This window comes from Mycolicibacterium flavescens, from assembly GCF_001722335.1.
Taxonomy (GTDB): Bacteria; Actinomycetota; Actinomycetes; order Mycobacteriales; family Mycobacteriaceae; genus Mycobacterium; species Mycobacterium flavescens.
In genome coordinates, this window is the sequence record NZ_MIHA01000007.1 from 71,205 (window position 1) to 87,323 (window position 16,119).

18 protein-coding genes are annotated in these 16,119 nt (G+C 69.1%); 4 read left to right on the forward strand and 14 right to left on the reverse strand.

The window, feature by feature from the left end; all coding sequences use genetic code 11:
- Positions 1 to 64: 64 nt before the first annotated feature.
- The 4 genes from BHQ18_RS11400 to BHQ18_RS11415 all read right to left on the reverse strand — a co-directional run bounded on the left by BHQ18_RS11400 (position 65) and on the right by BHQ18_RS11415 (position 2,562).
- Positions 65 to 838: a hypothetical protein gene (locus tag BHQ18_RS11400; protein WP_131815671.1), complete on the reverse strand. Its 774-nt coding sequence runs from the start codon at positions 836 to 838 to the stop codon at positions 65 to 67.
- A 115-nt stretch (positions 839 to 953) separates the two neighbouring features.
- Complete coding sequence (gene purQ, locus BHQ18_RS11405) at positions 954 to 1,628, reverse strand: phosphoribosylformylglycinamidine synthase subunit PurQ (RefSeq protein ID WP_069413723.1); 675 nt, start codon at positions 1,626 to 1,628, stop codon at positions 954 to 956.
- Positions 1,625 to 1,864: a phosphoribosylformylglycinamidine synthase subunit PurS gene (gene purS, locus BHQ18_RS11410; RefSeq protein WP_069413724.1), complete on the reverse strand. Its 240-nt coding sequence runs from the start codon at positions 1,862 to 1,864 to the stop codon at positions 1,625 to 1,627. The genes purQ and purS overlap by 4 nt, the downstream gene beginning before the upstream one ends.
- Before the next feature lie 35 nt (positions 1,865 to 1,899).
- On the reverse strand, positions 1,900 to 2,562 hold the full coding sequence (locus BHQ18_RS11415; protein WP_069413725.1) for an ATPase: 663 nt from the start codon (positions 2,560 to 2,562) through the stop codon (positions 1,900 to 1,902).
- Between the two features lie 44 nt (positions 2,563 to 2,606).
- Here BHQ18_RS11415 and BHQ18_RS11420 point away from each other — a divergent pair, with 44 nt between their 5' ends.
- A complete protein-coding gene (locus BHQ18_RS11420) occupies positions 2,607 to 3,260 on the forward strand; it encodes an MBL fold metallo-hydrolase (protein WP_069413726.1) in 654 nt (217 codons plus the stop codon).
- A gap of 67 nt (positions 3,261 to 3,327) precedes the next feature.
- On the opposite strand, the gene BHQ18_RS11425 is transcribed toward BHQ18_RS11420, so the two are convergent.
- The 4 genes from BHQ18_RS11425 to BHQ18_RS11440 all read right to left on the reverse strand — a co-directional run bounded on the left by BHQ18_RS11425 (position 3,328) and on the right by BHQ18_RS11440 (position 6,834).
- Positions 3,328 to 4,968: an FAD-binding dehydrogenase gene (locus BHQ18_RS11425; RefSeq protein WP_069413894.1), complete on the reverse strand. Its 1,641-nt coding sequence runs from the start codon at positions 4,966 to 4,968 to the stop codon at positions 3,328 to 3,330.
- A gap of 23 nt (positions 4,969 to 4,991) precedes the next feature.
- A complete protein-coding gene (locus BHQ18_RS11430) occupies positions 4,992 to 5,696 on the reverse strand; it encodes a DUF2334 domain-containing protein (RefSeq protein WP_069413727.1) in 705 nt (234 codons plus the stop codon).
- 70 nt (positions 5,697 to 5,766) lie between these two features.
- Entirely contained in the window at positions 5,767 to 6,264 is a 498-nt protein-coding gene (locus BHQ18_RS11435; RefSeq protein WP_069413728.1) for a glutathione peroxidase, read from the reverse strand.
- Positions 6,265 to 6,273: 9 nt separating this feature from the next.
- The gene (locus tag BHQ18_RS11440) at positions 6,274 to 6,834 is read right to left on the reverse strand and encodes a TetR/AcrR family transcriptional regulator (RefSeq protein WP_069413895.1); all 561 of its coding nucleotides are present in this window, start codon (positions 6,832 to 6,834) and stop codon (positions 6,274 to 6,276) included.
- An 85-nt stretch (positions 6,835 to 6,919) separates the two neighbouring features.
- On the opposite strand from BHQ18_RS11440, the gene BHQ18_RS11445 reads away from it, so the two are divergent.
- Complete coding sequence (locus BHQ18_RS11445) at positions 6,920 to 7,369, forward strand: DoxX family protein (protein WP_069413729.1); 450 nt, start codon at positions 6,920 to 6,922, stop codon at positions 7,367 to 7,369.
- On the opposite strand, the gene BHQ18_RS11450 is transcribed toward BHQ18_RS11445, so the two are convergent.
- Complete coding sequence (locus tag BHQ18_RS11450; protein WP_069413896.1) at positions 7,328 to 9,433, reverse strand: S9 family peptidase; 2,106 nt, start codon at positions 9,431 to 9,433, stop codon at positions 7,328 to 7,330. The genes BHQ18_RS11445 and BHQ18_RS11450 overlap by 42 nt on opposite strands.
- Positions 9,434 to 9,462: 29 nt before the next feature.
- A complete protein-coding gene (locus BHQ18_RS11455; RefSeq protein ID WP_069413730.1) occupies positions 9,463 to 10,350 on the reverse strand; it encodes a phosphoribosylaminoimidazolesuccinocarboxamide synthase in 888 nt (295 codons plus the stop codon).
- A 31-nt stretch (positions 10,351 to 10,381) separates the two neighbouring features.
- Here BHQ18_RS11455 and BHQ18_RS11460 point away from each other — a divergent pair, with 31 nt between their 5' ends.
- Both BHQ18_RS11460 and BHQ18_RS11465 read left to right on the forward strand, forming a co-directional pair.
- Positions 10,382 to 10,999, forward strand: coding sequence for a hypothetical protein (locus BHQ18_RS11460; protein WP_069413731.1), 618 nt, complete (start codon positions 10,382 to 10,384; stop codon positions 10,997 to 10,999).
- Between the two features lie 95 nt (positions 11,000 to 11,094).
- Positions 11,095 to 12,009, forward strand: a complete 915-nt coding sequence (locus BHQ18_RS11465) for a PDDEXK-like endonuclease domain-containing protein (RefSeq protein ID WP_069413732.1) — start codon at positions 11,095 to 11,097, stop codon at positions 12,007 to 12,009.
- Here the strand turns inward: BHQ18_RS11465 and BHQ18_RS11470 are convergent.
- Genes BHQ18_RS11470 through purB form a run of 4 tightly spaced genes read right to left on the reverse strand, consistent with a single transcriptional unit; the run spans position 11,956 to position 16,088 of the window.
- Entirely contained in the window at positions 11,956 to 12,522 is a 567-nt protein-coding gene (locus tag BHQ18_RS11470) for a DUF1707 SHOCT-like domain-containing protein (RefSeq protein WP_069413733.1), read from the reverse strand. The two genes, BHQ18_RS11465 and BHQ18_RS11470, sit on opposite strands and share 54 nt — an antisense overlap.
- On the reverse strand, positions 12,509 to 13,462 hold the full coding sequence (locus BHQ18_RS11475) for a tellurite resistance/C4-dicarboxylate transporter family protein (protein WP_264010199.1): 954 nt from the start codon (positions 13,460 to 13,462) through the stop codon (positions 12,509 to 12,511). The genes BHQ18_RS11470 and BHQ18_RS11475 overlap by 14 nt, the downstream gene beginning before the upstream one ends.
- On the reverse strand, positions 13,459 to 14,673 hold the full coding sequence (locus tag BHQ18_RS11480; protein ID WP_069413734.1) for a cytochrome P450: 1,215 nt from the start codon (positions 14,671 to 14,673) through the stop codon (positions 13,459 to 13,461). Before BHQ18_RS11480 ends, BHQ18_RS11475 begins: the two co-directional genes overlap by 4 nt.
- A complete protein-coding gene (purB, locus tag BHQ18_RS11485; RefSeq protein WP_069413735.1) occupies positions 14,670 to 16,088 on the reverse strand; it encodes an adenylosuccinate lyase in 1,419 nt (472 codons plus the stop codon). Before purB ends, BHQ18_RS11480 begins: the two co-directional genes overlap by 4 nt.
- Positions 16,089 to 16,119: the final 31 nt, after the last annotated feature.

Genomic DNA, 16,119 nt, shown 5'->3' on the forward strand with positions numbered 1-16,119 from the left:
TGCACACGACACGCCGCGCGATTTCAGCAGTTTGCGCACGCTCGCGGGCCGGTGGGCGTGCGGGTCAGGATGGAGCAGCCTCGAGCCGTCCGACGGCACGCCCGTCGGCGAGCTCCTCACGCGCTTCAGGATGCTGCCAGTAGAAGCGCATCAGCTCGTGCAGCGCCGTGCCGCCGGGGGTGTACCAGTGGGTCGGCAGTTCTCGGGTGTGCCCGTCCGCCGTGATGATGTAGGTGGCTCCGTTGGTCTGGCGCGCGTTCGGTTTCCTGTCGGCGACGTCTGTCACTTCGTCCCAGGACAGCTCCTGGGACGTCATCGTGGTCCCCGTCTCGATGCCGTCAGCGGTCATCCGTAAGACGCTTGTCCCCCGCTGTACGAGCATGTGGACCAGGCTGAATACCCCGATCAAACTACCTGCCGCACAAGAAATCACGAGGTATAAAGCCATGCCGCTTGGGGGTCGGATCCCGAGCATCCCCAGCGGCTCGAAGATCGCATACAGCGTCATGGCGATGAACCCGGCCAGCGAAGCCGTCAGCAGTGTCGTGTCCAGGCGACGATCCGGCCGCACCGTGAGACCGTGTCCGTCGTGGATCGCGCGCGGCATCACCCGGCCCGACGCGATCCTCACGAGGAACGCGATGATCCCGAACGAAAAGACGGCCGCAAAGAGCGCCACTACCGCGGTCAGAAAGTCCGCGCGCGAAAGACACACCAGCCCCCAGGCAGCGCTGAGAAGCCCGAACGCACCACAAATCACGGACAGAAACGCCGCAGCAACGACCGGCTTCAGAGCGCCTCCCCTGGGGTCACCTTTGTCAGAAGCTGAACCTAACACCGCCCGCGATGCACCTCGCGCACCAAATTCGCACGCTCACCGCACGACCAGCGTGCACAAACTGCTGAAAAAGCGCGGCGTGTCGTGTGCGGACACGCACCCTCGCGCAAACGGACTAGGCGCTCAGGACACCGTCGAGCGCCGAGTAGAACAGCCCGAGGCCGTCGTCGGACGGGCCGGTCAACGCTTCGGTCGCATGCTCGGGATGCGGCATCAGGCCGACGACGCGGCCGTTGGCCGAGCTGACGCCGGCGATGTTGCGCAGTGACCCGTTGGGGTTGTCGCGGTAGCGGAACACGATGCGACCTTCGCCCTCGAGCTCGTCGAGCACCTTGTCGCTGGCCACGTACCGACCCTCACCGGACTTCAGCGGGATCAGGATGTCCGCGCCGGGCTCGTACCGCGAGGTCCAGGCCGAGTTGTTCGACGCCACCTCCAGCCAGATGTCGCGGCACACGAAATGCAGCCCGACGTTGCGGGTCAACGCTCCCGGCAGCAGACCCGCCTCGCACAGCACCTGAAACCCGTTGCAGATCCCCAACACTGGCATGCCCTGCCCGGCAGCGCGGACCACTTCACCCATCACCGGCGCGAACTTCGCGATCGCTCCGGCGCGCAGGTAGTCACCGTAGGAGAAGCCGCCAGGCACCACCACGGCGTCGACGTTCTTCAGGTCGGCGTCGGCGTGCCACAGTGCGACGGCCTCCGCACCGGCCAACCGGACGGCTCTGGCGGCGTCGATGTCGTCGAGTGTGCCCGGGAATGTGATGACGCCCACACGAGCGGTCATGACGGCTCCCTGCTCACCGACCAGTCCTCGATCACCGTGTTCGCCAGCAGCGATTCGGCGATCGAAGCGAGGGTGTCGTCGTCGACGCTGTCGTCCACCTCGAGCTCGAATCGCTTGCCCTGCCGCACATCTGACACACCCTCGAACCCGAGACGGCCCAACGCGCCGACGATCGCCTGCCCCTGCGGATCGAGGATCTCGGCCTTCGGCATCACGTGCACAACCACCCTTGCCACGCGTCAACTGTACCGGCGGTCCCGCGGGACGTGCCTCACCGGCACGAACCGAGGTAGGCCTGGCACAGCGGAGCCGCCAGCGCGTCCAAGACCTGCGCATCCGCCGCCCCCGGCCAGGGCACCTGCGCGGGCAGGTCCGTCCACAGCGCCAGTTCGACGACGGTGGCGCTCGACGGGTCGGCCAGCAGGTACTGGTGCGCCACTTTCTGCCCGCCCACGCTGATCACCGCCGCCATCTCCTCAGCGCCCGCGGTGGTGATCGACGGCGACACCAGCGGAGCCGTCGCCTGGCAGGACCGCAGACGTGCCGTCGCGTCCTGAACCACCGACCGGGCCAGCGGACCACTCCAGCCGACCGGGCCCCGCCAGTGCAACACCTGACTGCGCAGATGCCACTGGCCTGGCCCGTTGCCGATCTCCGCCCGCTCGGCCACCACGTAGGCCCGCGGATCGGCGGGCACCGCCGGACTGGCGCACAGCTCCTCGAACACGAACCTCGGCGAGCGCGCGCTCACGGCCAGCCCGGCCAGGCCCGGCCAGGCGTACTCCGCGTAGAGCGGCAGCGAACTGCTCACCGGCCACGCCGATGCCGGGATCGTGTCGCAGAACGGCGGGCACACTCCCGGCGCGGCGCCTGCCGGGTGCGGCGCGACCGCCAACCCGACCGACGCCAGTGCCACCGCCAGTAGCCATCGCACGACTTCCGTACCCCCAAAATCCCCGCCCCGCGCACAATATAGGCATGCACTTGACGCATTTCGGCCATTCGTGCCTACTCGCAGATTTCCCTGGCCAATCCGGTGAGAATGCGACGATCCTGTTCGACCCCGGGGTCTTCTCGCACGGTTTCGAGGGCATCACCGGCCTGTCGGCGATCCTGATCACCCATCAGCACCCCGACCACGCCGACGTCGACCGGCTGCCCGCCTTGCTGGAGGCCAACCCGCAGGCCGCGTTGTACGCCGACCCGCAGACCGCCGCGCAGCTCGGTGAGCCGTGGCGTGCGGTCAACGTCGGCGACGAGCTGAGCATCGGGCACCTGACGGTGCGCGGCCTGGGCGGCAAGCACGCGGTGATCCACCCGGAGATCCCGATCATCGACAACATCTCGTACCTGGTCGGCGACGGCACCCATCCGGCGCGGCTGATGCACCCCGGTGACGCGCTGTTCACCCCCGGCGAACCCGTCGACGTGCTCGCGACGCCGGCCGCCGCGCCGTGGCTGAAGGTCTCCGAGGCGGTCGACTATCTGCGTGCGGTCGCGCCGGCCCGCGCCGTGCCGATCCACCAGGCGATCATCGACCCGGTCGGGCGGCCGATCTTCTACAGCCGGCTCTCGGAGATGACCGACACCGATTTCCAGGTGCTCGAGCAGGAGAACGCCACCGAGTTCTAGGCGCGAGCAGACGCAAAGTGCCCTACTTTTCGGCTGTTTCGGGGCATTTTGCGTCTGCTCGCCAGGCTCAGGCGGTGTCGCGGGCGGCGGCGCGGCCGGCGGCCCGGCCCGAGAACACGCAGCCGCCGAGGAACGTGCCCTCCAGCGAGCGGTATCCGTGCACGCCGCCGCCGCCGAACCCGGCAGCCTCCCCGGCGGCGTACAGGCCGTCGAACACCGCGCCGTCCGGCTTGAGCACCCGGGCGTCCAGGTCGGTCTCCAAGCCGCCCAACGACTTTCGGGTCAGGATGTGCAGCTTCACCGCGATCAACGGTCCCGCCTTCGGGTCGGTGAGCCGGTGCGGGGCGACGACCCGGCTGACCTTGTCGCCGAGGTAGTTGCGGGCCACCCGGATCGAGGCGATCTGCATGTCCTTGGTGAACTTGTTGGCCACCTCGCGGTCGCGCGCGGTCACCTCGGCCTCGACCGTCGCGTAGTCGACGGGTACCACGTCGGGCACGGCGTTCATCGCAGAAACCAACTCGCGCAGAGATCCTGCGCTGACGAAGTCGACGCCGCGGTCGACGAACGCCTGCACCGGTCCCGGCGCGCCGGGGCGGATCCGTGACAGCACGTCGCGGACGCTGCGGCCGGTGAGGTCGGGGTTCTGCTCCTGACCCGACAGCGCGAACTCCTTGGCGATGATCCGCGCGTTGAGGATGAACCAGGTGTAGTCCTGGCCCGTCTGCGCGATGTACTCCAGCGTCCCGAGCGTGTCGAACCCCGGATACAGCGGCGACGGCAACCGTTTTCCGTTGGCGTCCAACCAGAGTGACGACGGTCCGGGCAGGATCCGGATGCCGTGCAGCGGCCAGATCGGGTCGTAGTTGGTGATGCCCTCGGTGTAGTGCCACATGCGGTCGCGGTTGATCACCCGCGCACCGGCGTTCTCGCTGATGCCGATCATCCGGCCGTCGACGTGCGCGGGCACCCCGCAGAGCAGTTGCTCGGGCACCCGGCCCATCCGAGCGGGCCAGTTCTGCCGGACCAGGTCGTGGTTGCCGCCGATCCCGCCGCTGGCGACGACGACGGCCTGGGCGCGGAATTCGAACTCGCCGACGGTGTTTCGGGACGACGCCACACCCCGCGCGGCGTCGGAGGGTTCCAGCACCGAGCCGCGCACCCCGACGACGGCGCCGTTCTCGACGATCAGTCCGTCGACGCGGTGCCGGTGCGCGAACCGGGCACGGCCGGTCAGCCTGCGCGCGAAGATGTCGACGATCGCCGGGCCGGTGCCCCAGGTGATGTGGAACCGCGGCACCGAGTTGCCGTGTCCGCGTGCGTCGTACCCGCCGCGTTCGGCCCACCCGACGACCGGGAACGTGCGCAGCCCGCGTTCGCGCAGCCAGCCGCGCTTCTCACCGGCGGCGAAGTCGACGTACGCGTGCGCCCACTGCCGCGGCCAGTGGTCCTCGGCGCGGTCGAAGCCGGCCGAGCCCATCCAGTCCTGCAGGGCAAGTTCGTGGCTGTCGCGGATACCGAGCCGTCGCTGTTCGGGGCTGTCGACGAAGAACAGCCCGCCGAACGACCAGAACGCCTGGCCGCCGATGTTGTTGGCGTTCTCCTGGTCGACGATCAGCACGCGTCGTCCGCGTTCGACCAGTTCGCAGGCGGCCACCAGACCCGCCAACCCGGCCCCGACCACGATGACATCAGCGTCTTGTGCCATGGCGGCCACGTTAGCGGCGCGAGCTAGGCGGCGTCTGTCAATGCGCGGTACGGGCGCCACCGGTAGACCAGCGGGGTGCAGCCGTGCATCAGCGCCAGGTCCACCACGTCGAGCATCGCCTGCTGCGGGCCGGGCCTGCGCAGGTGGCGGGCGGCCACGGCCACCCGCACGACTCCACCGCGGCGCGCGATCCGCTCCGCCGACAGCACCAAAGTCCGGCACCACCACGGCTCGCTGAGGAAGCCCTCGCCGATACCCAGCACCCGCGACCGCACGGCCGTCCCGCGCACCAGGTCGGTGATCTCGCTGAGCCCCGCGAGCACCCGGAAACCCCTGTGCGGCAACGCTGTCACGGTGCCGGGCGACACCGTCCAGCCCGGCGCGGCGAACAGGCGGGTGCGCAGGCCGAGATGCTCCATGGCGCGGTCGGCGGCCATCAGCCGCAGGTTGGCCTCATGCGCGGGCAGCGTGGCGAACTCACCGCGACCGCGTTTGGTGGCCGCCTCGTCGAACCCGTGCAGCACGATCGCGTCGCCGCCGCGGCGCCGCGCGGCCAGCCACCCGACCGTGTCGGTGTCCTCGCCGAGGCGTTGGCCGCCCTTGAGCCGCGGCGCCACCAGCAACGAGACCGGGACGCCGCGGGCGTCGAGGCGGGCGCAGAACGCGGCGACGTCGGGCAGCGTGCGCTCACTGATCCCGGAGACCGAGACGAGCAGTTGACCAGTCACAGGGCCGAGTGTGGCAACGCCAGGTGTCGCAACGGTTTCGGACACGCTGACGCCAGATGGCCATCGGGTGCTAACGGGGCAGCACGTCCTCGATCGCGGCGATGACCTCGGGAGCGTCGGGTTCGGTGCGCGGGCGGAACCGCTTGACGACGGTGCCGCCCGGTGCGAGCAGGAACTTCTCGAAGTTCCACTGGATGTCGCCGGCCTCGCCGCTGTCGTCGGCGGCCTTGGTCAGCTCGGCGTACAGCGGGTGACGGTCGGCGCCGTTGACGTCGGTCTTGGCCAGCAGCGGGAACGTCACGCCGTAGGTCGTCGAGCAGAACTCCTGGATCTCCTCGGCGGTGCCCGGCTCCTGGCCCATGAACTGGTTGCACGGCACGCCGATCACGGTCAAACCGCGGTCGCGGTAGTCCTGCGCGAGCTTCTCCAGCGCGGTGTACTGCGGCGTCAGACCGCATTTGGAGGCCACGTTGACGACCAGGGTGGCGCCGTCGGAGAGCTCGCCCAGCGTGGTGTCGCGGCCGTCGAGGGTGGTCACGGCGATGTCGGTCAGCGATGTGTCGGTCATGCCCGCACGTTACCTGCTCGTGAAAAGCATCCCCGCGACTCGGTCGACGGTCGCGATCGGATCACCGCCGTCGTCGATGGCCTTGTTCAGCCACAGCAGCGAAAACCCGTGCACCAGCGACCATGCCGCCAGTGCGGCCGCTCGCGGGTCGTCTGCGGCCCGCGGGTCGTCGAGGGTGCCGACGCCGCGGCGCAGTTCCTCGCCCGCGGCGTCCTGGGCGGCCCGCAGGTCCGGGTTGTCGGGGTCGACGAGTGAGCGGTCGAACATCACCGCGTAGTGCCCGGGGTGGTCGAGCGCGAACCGTACATACGCCAGCGCGGCGTCGATGAACTCCGGTCGCGCGCCTGCCAGTGCGACGGCCAGCTTGTGCCAGCCCTCGGTGGCCAGCGCGGTGAACAACCCGCGCCGATCGGTGAAGTGGTGCGCGGGCGCGGCGTGCGAAACCCCGGCCACGCGCGCGAGTTCGCGCAGCGAGATGCCGTCGGCGCCGCGTTCGGCGACCAACGCGGCGGCCTCGGTGAGGATGGCGGCCCGCAGGTCGCCGTGGTGATAGGTGGTCCTGCCGCTCATGCGGCCCATCATACCCACCCATCTTGACAGTGACTAGATTTCCGGTCTACCGTCCGAACTTGTCACTGACTAGATTGGAGGAACGATGATCGTTCTCGTCACGCTCGTGCTGGGTACGCTCGGCGCCCGATCGGTGGGCTGGCTGGGCGTCGCCTACGTCGACAGTTGGCCGGCGGCGGTGGCCGTCGGGTTGGCGGCCATGTTCGCGCTCACCGGCGTCGCACACTTCGTCAACCCGCTGCGCCGCGACATGATCGCGATCGTCCCGCCCGCGCTTCCGGCGCCCGGCCTGCTGGTCACCGTCACCGGTGCGCTCGAACTGATCGGCGCCGCCGGCCTGCTCTACCCGCCGACCCGGGTGGCCGCGGCGGTGTGCCTGTTCGTGCTGATGCTGGTGATGTTCCCGGCCAACGTCCACGCGGCGCGGATGCCGAACCCGCCGAAGTCGATGACGACGCGCCTGGATCTGCGCACCGCCGAGCAGATCCTCTACCTAGGGGCGGCGTTCGTGATCGGCCTTGGCGGTGTCCAGTAGCCAGGCGTACTGGAACGCGGTCTCCTTCCAGCGCTCATAGCGGCCGCTGATGCCGCCGTGGCCGGCGTTCATCTCGGTCTTGAGCAACACCGGACGGTCGTCGGTCTTGGTGTGCCGCAGTGCGGCAACCCATTTCGCGGGTTCGACGTAGTACACCCGGGTGTCGTTGAGGGAGGTCATCGCCAGGATCGCCGGGTAGTTCTTGGCCTCGACGTTCTCGTACGGCGAGTACGACTTCATGTACTCGTAGACCGTCTTGTCCTCCAACGGGTTTCCCCACTCGTCCCACTCGGTGACCGTCAGCGGCAGCGAGGGGTCCAGGATCGTGGTGAGCGGGTCGACGAACGGCACCGCCGCCAGAACCCCGGCGAACAGCTCCGGCGCGAGGTTGGCCACCGCGCCGACCAGCAGGCCGCCTGCGCTACCGCCGTAGGCCACCAGATTCTCCGGGCGGGTGACATCGCTGACCACCAGATGCTGTGCGACAGCGACGAAGTCGGTGAAGCTGTTCTTCTTCTCCAGCATCTTGCCGTGCTCGTACCACGACCTGCCGAGTTCACCGCCACCGCGGACGTGGGCGACGGCGAAGATCATCCCGCGCTCCAGCAGCGACAGCCGCGCGATCGAGAAGCGCGGATCCTCGCAGACCTCGTAGGCGCCGTAACCGTAGAGCAGCGTCGGCGCCGGATACTGCAGGCCGATCTTGTGCACGATCGAGATCGGCACCCGGGCGCCGTCGGCGGCCACCGCCCAGTCCCGGCGTTCGACGTAGTCCTCGGGGCGGTAGTCGCCGAGCACCGGCTGCTCGCGCAGCAGCGTCCGCTCCCCCGTCGCCAGGTCCACGTCGTAGATGCGCACCGGGGTGATGTAGGACGTCGCACCGATCCGCAGTTTCGGCGCGTCCCAGTTCGGGTTGGCCGACAGCCCCGCCGACGTCAATTCGGACTCGAACGTGAAATCCTCGGCGCGGCCGTACTCTCCGGTGTCGTAGATCGGCCAGAGCTGAATCTTCGGCAGCGCGTCGGTGCGGTACCCGATCACCAGGTGGTTGGCGAACGCGTCGACGGAGTCCAGTCGGACGTCGTCGCGATGCTCGATCAGCGTGCGCATCGCGGTGGGGTCGGCGACGGGCGCCTCGACCAGCGTGAAGTTCTCGGCGCCGTCGTTGTGCAGGATCAGGAACCGGTCCTCGCCACCGACGACGGCGTGCTCGACGGAGTACTCGACCAGGTCGCGGCGCGGCCACACGACCGTGAACTCGGCGTCCGGATCGGTGGCGTCGGCGTAGCGCACCTCGGAGGTGACGGCGCTGCCGGCCGCGATGATCACGTACTTGTCGCTGCGGGTGCGCCCGACACCGAGCCAGTACCGTTCGTCGGGTTCGTGGTAGACCCGCTGCGCGGGCTGCCCGGAGCCGAGGCGGTGGCGCCAGATGGTGTCGGGGCGCCAGGCGTCGTCGACGGTCGAGTAGTACACGGTGGCGTTGTCGGCGGCCCAGGTCGCGCCGGGGGCGATCCCGGCGATGGTATCCTCGTAGAGCTCGCCGGTGCGTAAGTCTTTGAACCGCAGCGTGTATCGCTCGTCGCCCTTGACGTCGACCGAGTAGGCCAGGATGTTGCCGTCCAGGCTGACCGAGGCGGCGCCCAGCGCGAAGAACTCGTGGCCATCTGCTTCGACGTTCTCGTCGAGAAGGATCTGCTCGCCGGGGATCTCGGTGTGCTCGTCGAGTTCGGGCGGCACCCAGTCGTCGGGGTCGGCGACCGGGCAGCGGCAGTGCACGCTGTACTGCTTGCCCTCGAAGCTGCGGCCGTAGTACCACCAGGCGCCGCGGCGGGTCGGCACCGACAGGTCGGTCTCCTTGGTGCGGGCCTTGATCTCGTCGAAGATCGCCTGCCGCAGCGGCGCGAGGTGTTCGGTGGCGTGTTCGGTGTAGGTGTTCTCGGCTTCGAGGTACCCGATCACCTCGGGATTGGTCTTCTCGCGCAGCCATTCGTAGGGGTCGACGAAGACGTCACCGTGATGCTCGCGGCGGGTGTCGACCCGCTTGGCCACCGGCGGCGTCATCATCTGTTCACTCGCTCCGCAAGCGTCGCTCATGCACCGATCCAGTCGCTGAACTTCAGCCCCGAAATCCGTTCGTAGGCTTCGATGTACCGGGCGCGGGTGGCGTCGACGACCTCCGGCGGCAGCGGCGGCGGAGGGGTGTCACCGCCGCGGTCCCAGCCCGAATCCGGCCCGGTGAGCCAGTTGCGCACGAACTGCTTGTCGAAGCTCTGCTGCACGACACCTTCTTTCCAGTCGTCGGCACGCCAGTATCGGCTGGAGTCGGGGGTGAACACCTCGTCGGCCAGGCGCAGGTCGCCGTCCTTGTCAACACCGAACTCGAACTTGGTGTCGGCGAGGATGATGCCCTTGCCCAGCGCGTGCTCGGCGCCCTGAACGTAAATCCTCAGCGTGCGCTCCCGCAACTGCTCGGCCCGCTCGGCGCCGATCAGCTCGACCACCGCGTCGAACGAGATGTTCTCGTCATGTTGTCCCAGTTCGGCTTTCGTCGCAGGAGTGAACAGCGGCTCGGAGAATTTGCTGGCCTCGACAAGCCCCGGCGGCAGCGCGATGCCGCAGACCGTGCCCGTCTTCTGATAGTCGAGCAGACCCGAGCCGGTGAGGTAGCCGCGCGCCACCGCCTCGACCGGGAGCATGTCGAGTTGCTGCACGACCATCGCGCGGCCCAGCACCTCGGCGGGGATGCGCTCGTCGTCGGGTGGGCCGGCCAGGTGGTTGGGCGCGTCGATCAGGTCGAAGAAGAACACGCTCATCGCGGTGAGGATGCGGCCCTTGTCGGGGATCTGCGAGTCGAGGATGTAGTCGTAGGCCGAGATGCGATCGGAGGCGACGAACAGCAGCGTCTCGTCGTCCACCCGGTACAGCTCGCGGACCTTGCCGCTGGCCAGATGTTGGTAGTCGGACAGAGCGGGGCGCATCGGGCCAGCCTATCGGGCAGCATCTACAGCCATGACTTCGCGGTTTATCCCCTACGCCACCACACCGTCGCGGCTGATGGGCCAGCTGATCAGCGACTTCTGCGTGCTGGTGTGGACGACGATCTGGGTGCTGGTCGGGGCGGCGGTGCACTCGGCGGTCTCCACGATCGCCGAGGTCGGCAGGCAGGTCGAGGTGGGCGCCACCGGCGTGTCGGAGAACCTCGACACCGCCGGTAGCCGCACCGACGACTTCCCGCTGGTGGGTGATGCGCTGGCCCGGCCGTTGCGCGCGGCCAGTGACGCCGCGCTCGACATCGCGGGCGCCGGCCACAATCTCGACACCACCGCGTCGTGGCTGGCGTGGGTGCTGGCGCTCGCGGTGGCCGCCCCGCCGATCCTGTTCGTCGCGATGCCGTGGCTGTATCTGCGGGTGAAGTTCGCGCGCCGCAAGTGGACCGCGATCACGCTGGCCCGCACGCCCGCCGGTGAGCAGCTGCTCGCGCTGCGTGCGCTGGCGAACCGGCCGCTGGCCAAGTTGGTGGCGATCAACGCCGATCCGGTCGGGGCGTGGCGGGCCTACGACGCCGACACCGTGCGCGGCCTCGCGGCGCTGGAGTTGTATTCGGCGGGCGTCGCCCGTCGCCTCTAGGCGGTTTGTGAGTGATTTCGATCGGTCACCGAACGTTTTCACTCACAGGTCGCATCACAGGGAACCGGTCGCGGACTTGCGCGCGTCCAATCGACGTGTTGGAAGAGCTGCTGCGCAACCACGACGGCGTGATCACGCTCGCACAGGCCCGCGAGATCGGTATGAGCGGCCAGGCCGTCCGGCGGCGAGTCCAGGCCCATCGGTGGCGACGGTGCGGACCCGGCGTCTACTTCGTCGACGACCGGCCTTTCACCGACGCGGCGCGGATCCGGGCGGCGGTCTGGAGCTTCGGCTCCCGGGCGTGCGCCAGCGGGCTGGCAGCGGCGTGGTGGCACGGTACGACGAAGTTCGCACCGCGGGTCGTCGAGGTCACCGTCCCGAAGTCGAGCAACGGACGGAGCCGCCCCGGCTGTCGGCTGCGGCGGCGCGACCTGCTCGAGCGCGACGTCGTCGAACGCGAAGGTCTACGGGTCACCGCGCTGGCACTGACCGTTGTCGAGGCCGCGGTCCGTAATCGGAGCGGCGCGGAGCTGATGGACCGTGCCCTGCAACGACATGTCGAACTCGCCCAGCTGTGGCGCGCGCACTTGCGCAATAAGGGTCGTCACGGTTCACCGGCCGCGCGCCGGCTACTGCGGGCGGCTGATGACGGCGCCCGCTCCGAGGCCGAGCGGATACTGGTGAAACTGCTGGGCGACGCCGGGTTCACCGGTTGGCACACCAACTTCCCGGTCGCCGGCTACAAGGTCGACGTCGCGTTCGTCGTCGAGCGAGTCGCGATCGAGGTCGACGGCTGGGCTTTCCACTCCGACAGCGAGGTATTCCAGATCGACCGCAACCGGCAGAACGCCATCGCGCTGCACGGCTGGAAGGTGTTGCGGTTCACCTGGCTTGACCTGACGCAGTATCCGAAGCGGGTGATCAACGAGATCGCCGCGGCGACCGGTCAGACGCCGTCAACCCAGCATCCGCCGCCAGGTGCGCCCGAACGGGTGCCGCGCCGTCACTGACCCGAACCGCACCCGGCCGCGCACCACCACGTGCAGCCGCGGCGAGCGCGGGCCGTGCGACACCTTGACCGTGGTGTCGGCGGCGAACGTGTCGACGCCGTTGAGGTCGACGGTCGCGTCGTCGGGCAGGATCAGCTCGGTCGAGCTGAGATAGTCGTCGATGTCGACGGTGACCACCGGGCTCTGCAGCGCCGCCTCGGTGAAGTCGAGTGTGGTGCTGCACAGGCGGGTCTTCAGCCGGATGTGCGACGGCACCGTCCACTGGCCGCGCCGCGAGATCGACGACATCCAGCCGCCCAGCACCTCCTCGCGGGTGGCCACCAGCCCGGTCTCGGGCAGATCGGCCACCACCTGCCGCAGTTCGGCGCGGGTCCGCGCGCTCAGCGCCGTGTCGACCCGTTCACTGAATTCTTCGAGGGTGAGCATGCCTTGGCCCACCGCCCGCTCGAGCTGTTGCCGGACGTGGTCGCGGTCGCCGTCGGAGACCCGCAGGTTCGCGTCATCGCAGTCCATGTCCCGAGGGTAGGGGGCCGCGACGCACTCTCCACAACCACCGAAGCCCCGCGACCGCCACAATCGTCCACGCAGCAAACGCAATCCAGAAGAAGACCAGCGAAACCGTCGACACCGCAGGCCATCCGGTATCGCCCGCTATCGCGTGGGTGGCCGCTGCGTACATCCCCAATGGGAACACCATTGCCCACCACACCCCGGCGAACCGTCGCGCCTCGATGCGCTGCATGTGGCGCAGTCCGAAGTAGGTCAGCGGCACGATCCACAGCGAAGCGAAGATCCACGTCACGACCGTCGCCCCGCGAACTCCGGAGAACCCCGCGCGGTACAGCTGGTCACCTGCCAACGTGGCGATCGCCAACCCGCCCATGAGGATCCACGCGTCGGGTTCGAACCCCCGGGGGTCCAGGCGCGCGGCGAACGCCCGGACCAGGATCAGGCCGGTCATCGCCGCGTACAACGCCAACGCGACGAGCCACATCGTCACCGCACCCCACCACAGCCAGTCCACCTGCCGCGACAGCGCCACCAGGACGATCGCCAATCCGGAGGTGCCGACGCTGCACAGTTCCCACGCCCCGCGTGCGCGCCCGCGTAGTTCGCGCCATGAGCGACGGATGAGGTTGCGCGCCGTCACGGCAGTCAACACCGCCCACGCCGCGGCGGCCGTCACCCCGAGAAGCCACACAGCGGCGGTGTTCGCCAGAAACCGGTTGTCGAGCACTGCGCACGCCGCGACGAACGTGAACAGCCGGATCGTGACGTCGGGATCCGCGAGGTCGAGCCGGCCCCATGTGACGGCCACTGCCAGCGTCAGTACCGGCAGCGCTCCGGCAGCCAACACTGCGAGCCCGATGCTGACGTGCTCGAACCCGTGGTCGGCCGCCGCGATCGACACGATGCCGGTCGCCATGACCACCGCGAACACATCCGGTTTCACGGATTCAGCTCGACCACCAGATGCCGAATCCCGGTGTGCCGGTTGCTCCGCGTCCACTCGACCGGTTCGACCAGCCGCCCGCCCGAGAACCGCGTCAGCAACTCCTCGAACAGCACCCGCAACTCCAGGCGCGCCAGGTTGGCGCCCAGGCAGTAGTGCACACCCTGGCCGAACCCGAGATGCGGGTTGGGCGAACGGCCGACGTCGAACTCGTCGGGGTCGGTGAACACCGCGGCGTCGCGGTTCGCCGAGCCCTCCCAGATCTGCACCTTCTGCCCGGCGGCGATCTCGCACCCGCCCAGCGACACGTCGCGCGTGGCGGTCCGCCGTTTCGACGGCGACGGCGACGTCCAGCGCACCATCTCCTCGACCGCCGACGGCAGCAACGCGAGATCGCCTCGCAGCAACGACATCTGGTCGGGGTTGTCGAGCAACGCGAGCAGTCCGCCGGCGACGGCGTTGCGGGTGGTCTCGGCGCCCGCGCTGAACAGCAGGCTGAAGAACAGGTAGAGCTCGAGGTCGGACAGTTCGGCATCGGCGGCGTTGGCGACGACCGAGAGCATGTCGTCGGTCGGGTCCGCGCGCTTGGCCGCGATCAGCTCCTGACCGTAGGTGTACATCCGGGAGCCGGCCTCCTCGGCCGAGAGCTGACCCAGTTCGGCTCGGCGCGCCCGACCGAAGTCGAACTGCGGCTCGATGGCTTCGAACAGCCAATACCGTTCGGACTCAGGCACTCCCAGCAGTATGCAGATCATCTGCATCGGCAGTTCGGCGGCGATGTCGACGAGGAAGTCGAACGGCTCACCGGTCTCGACGGAATCCAGCAGCCGCTGCGTGCGGGCCCGCAGGTCGTCTTCCACGCGCCGGATCATCCGCGGCGTCAGACCCGAGCTGACCAGCCGACGGATCTGCGAGTGCCGCGGGTCGTCCATCATGTTGAGCACCTGACCGGCGATCGCCAGATCCTGCAGCAGGGTGCCGCCGTACGGCCGGTCGCCGCCGGTCACCGAGGAGAATGTCGCCGGATCCCGGAACACCGCAAGGGTTTCGGCGTAGGTGGCGACGGACCAGAACCCCTCACCGTCGGGGGTGTGGGCAGTCGGCTCGTGCCAGTACACCGGCGCCTCGCGGCGGTGCCTCGCGAACAGTTCGTGCGGGAAGCCGTTCGCGAAGTTGTCCAGGTCGGTCAGGTCGACGCCCGGCAGTGTCACAAGATGGCGCCCGAAGTGTATTTGGCCGCTTCGGGATAGCGGCTGATCACCTCGTCGACGGCGGCCACGACCCGGTCCACCTGATCGCCGGCCGCACCGGTGAACGCCTGCTTGTCCGCCAGCGCCGCGTCCAGGGCCGGGCGGTCCAGCGGTAGCCGGGGGTCGGCGGCCAGACGGTCGAGCAGGTCGGGTTCAAGGCCCTTCTCCCGCATCGCCAGCGCGACGGCCACGGCGTGCTCCTTGATCACCTCGTGGGCGGTTTCGCGGCCCACCCCGGCGCGCACCGCGGCGATCAGGATCCGCGTGGTGGCCAGGAACGGCAGATACCGGTCCAGTTCGCGCTGGATGACGGCCGGGTAGGCGCCGAACTCGTCGAGCACCGTCAGGAACGTCTCGGTCTGACCGTCGACGGCGAAGAACGCGTCGGGCAGCGCCACCCGGCGCACCACCGAGCAGAACACGTCGCCCTCATTCCATTGCGCGCCGGCCAGTTCGGCCGCCATCGAGGCGTAGCCGCGCAGCACCACCTGCAGCCCGTTCACCCGTTCACAGGAGCGGGTGTTCATCTTGTGCGGCATCGCCGAGGAGCCCACCTGGCCGGGGGCGAAGCCCTCGGTGACCAGTTCGTGGCCGGCCATCAGCCGGATGGTGTGCGCCAGCGACGACGGCCCGGCGCCCACCTGGACCAGGGCCGACACCACGTCGTGGTCCAGTGACCGCGGGTAGACCTGGCCGACGCTGGTGAAAAGCTCTGTGAAACCGAGGAATTCGGCGACACGGCGCTCGAGCTCGGCCAACCGCGTCGCGTCGCCGTCGAACAGGTCGAGCATGTCCTGGGCGGTGCCCATGGGGCCTTTGATCCCGCGCAGCGGGTAGCGGTCGATCAGCTCGCGTAGCCGCTGCAGCGCGACCAGCAGCTCCTCGGCCGCCGAAGCGAACCGCTTGCCCAGCGTGGTCGCCTGCGCGGCGACGTTGTGCGAGCGCCCGGCCATCACCAGGTCGCGGTAGAGCACGGCGCGTTCGGCGAGCCGGGCCACCACCGCCACGCCGTGCGCGTGCACCAGTTCCAGCGACTTGCGGATCTGCAGCTGCTCGACGTTTTCGGTGAGGTCGCGGCTGGTCATGCCCTTGTGCACGTGCTCGTGACCGGCCAGCGCGTTGAACTCCTCGATGCGCGCCTTCACGTCGTGGCGGGTCACGCGCTCACGCGCGGCGATCGAGGCCAGGTCGACCTGTTCGAGCACCCGCTCGTAGTCGGCCACCACCGACACGGGCACATCCACGCCGAGTTCGGCCTGGGCGCGCAGCACCGCCAGCCAGAGCCGGCGTTCCGCGACGACCTTGGCCTCCGGCGACCAGATGGCCACCATGTCCTCGCTGGCATACCGGTTGGCCAGCACGTTGGGGATCGTCACAAACGTTCAGCTTACGGCCCGGCTCAGGCAC

Coding starts and splice junctions, on each gene's coding strand:
- BHQ18_RS11455 (WP_069413730.1), bottom strand. CDS start 10,350: ATGCGCCCCGCTCTGTCCGACTACCAACATCTGGCCAGCGGCAAGGTC.
- BHQ18_RS11435 (WP_069413728.1), bottom strand. CDS start 6,264: ATGACCGACACATCGCTGACCGACATCGCCGTGACCACCCTCGACGGC.
- BHQ18_RS11450 (WP_069413896.1), bottom strand. CDS start 9,433: ATGACGCCGCCGGTGGCCAAGCGGGTCGACACCCGCCGCGAGCATCAC.
- purQ (WP_069413723.1), bottom strand. CDS start 1,628: ATGACCGCTCGTGTGGGCGTCATCACATTCCCGGGCACACTCGACGAC.
- BHQ18_RS11460 (WP_069413731.1), top strand. CDS start 10,382: ATGACTTCGCGGTTTATCCCCTACGCCACCACACCGTCGCGGCTGATG.
- BHQ18_RS11425 (WP_069413894.1), bottom strand. CDS start 4,968: ATGGCACAAGACGCTGATGTCATCGTGGTCGGGGCCGGGTTGGCGGGT.
- BHQ18_RS11440 (WP_069413895.1), bottom strand. CDS start 6,834: ATGAGCGGCAGGACCACCTATCACCACGGCGACCTGCGGGCCGCCATC.
- BHQ18_RS11470 (WP_069413733.1), bottom strand. CDS start 12,522: ATGGACTGCGATGACGCGAACCTGCGGGTCTCCGACGGCGACCGCGAC.
- BHQ18_RS11420 (WP_069413726.1), top strand. CDS start 2,607: ATGCACTTGACGCATTTCGGCCATTCGTGCCTACTCGCAGATTTCCCT.
- BHQ18_RS11445 (WP_069413729.1), top strand. CDS start 6,920: ATGATCGTTCTCGTCACGCTCGTGCTGGGTACGCTCGGCGCCCGATCG.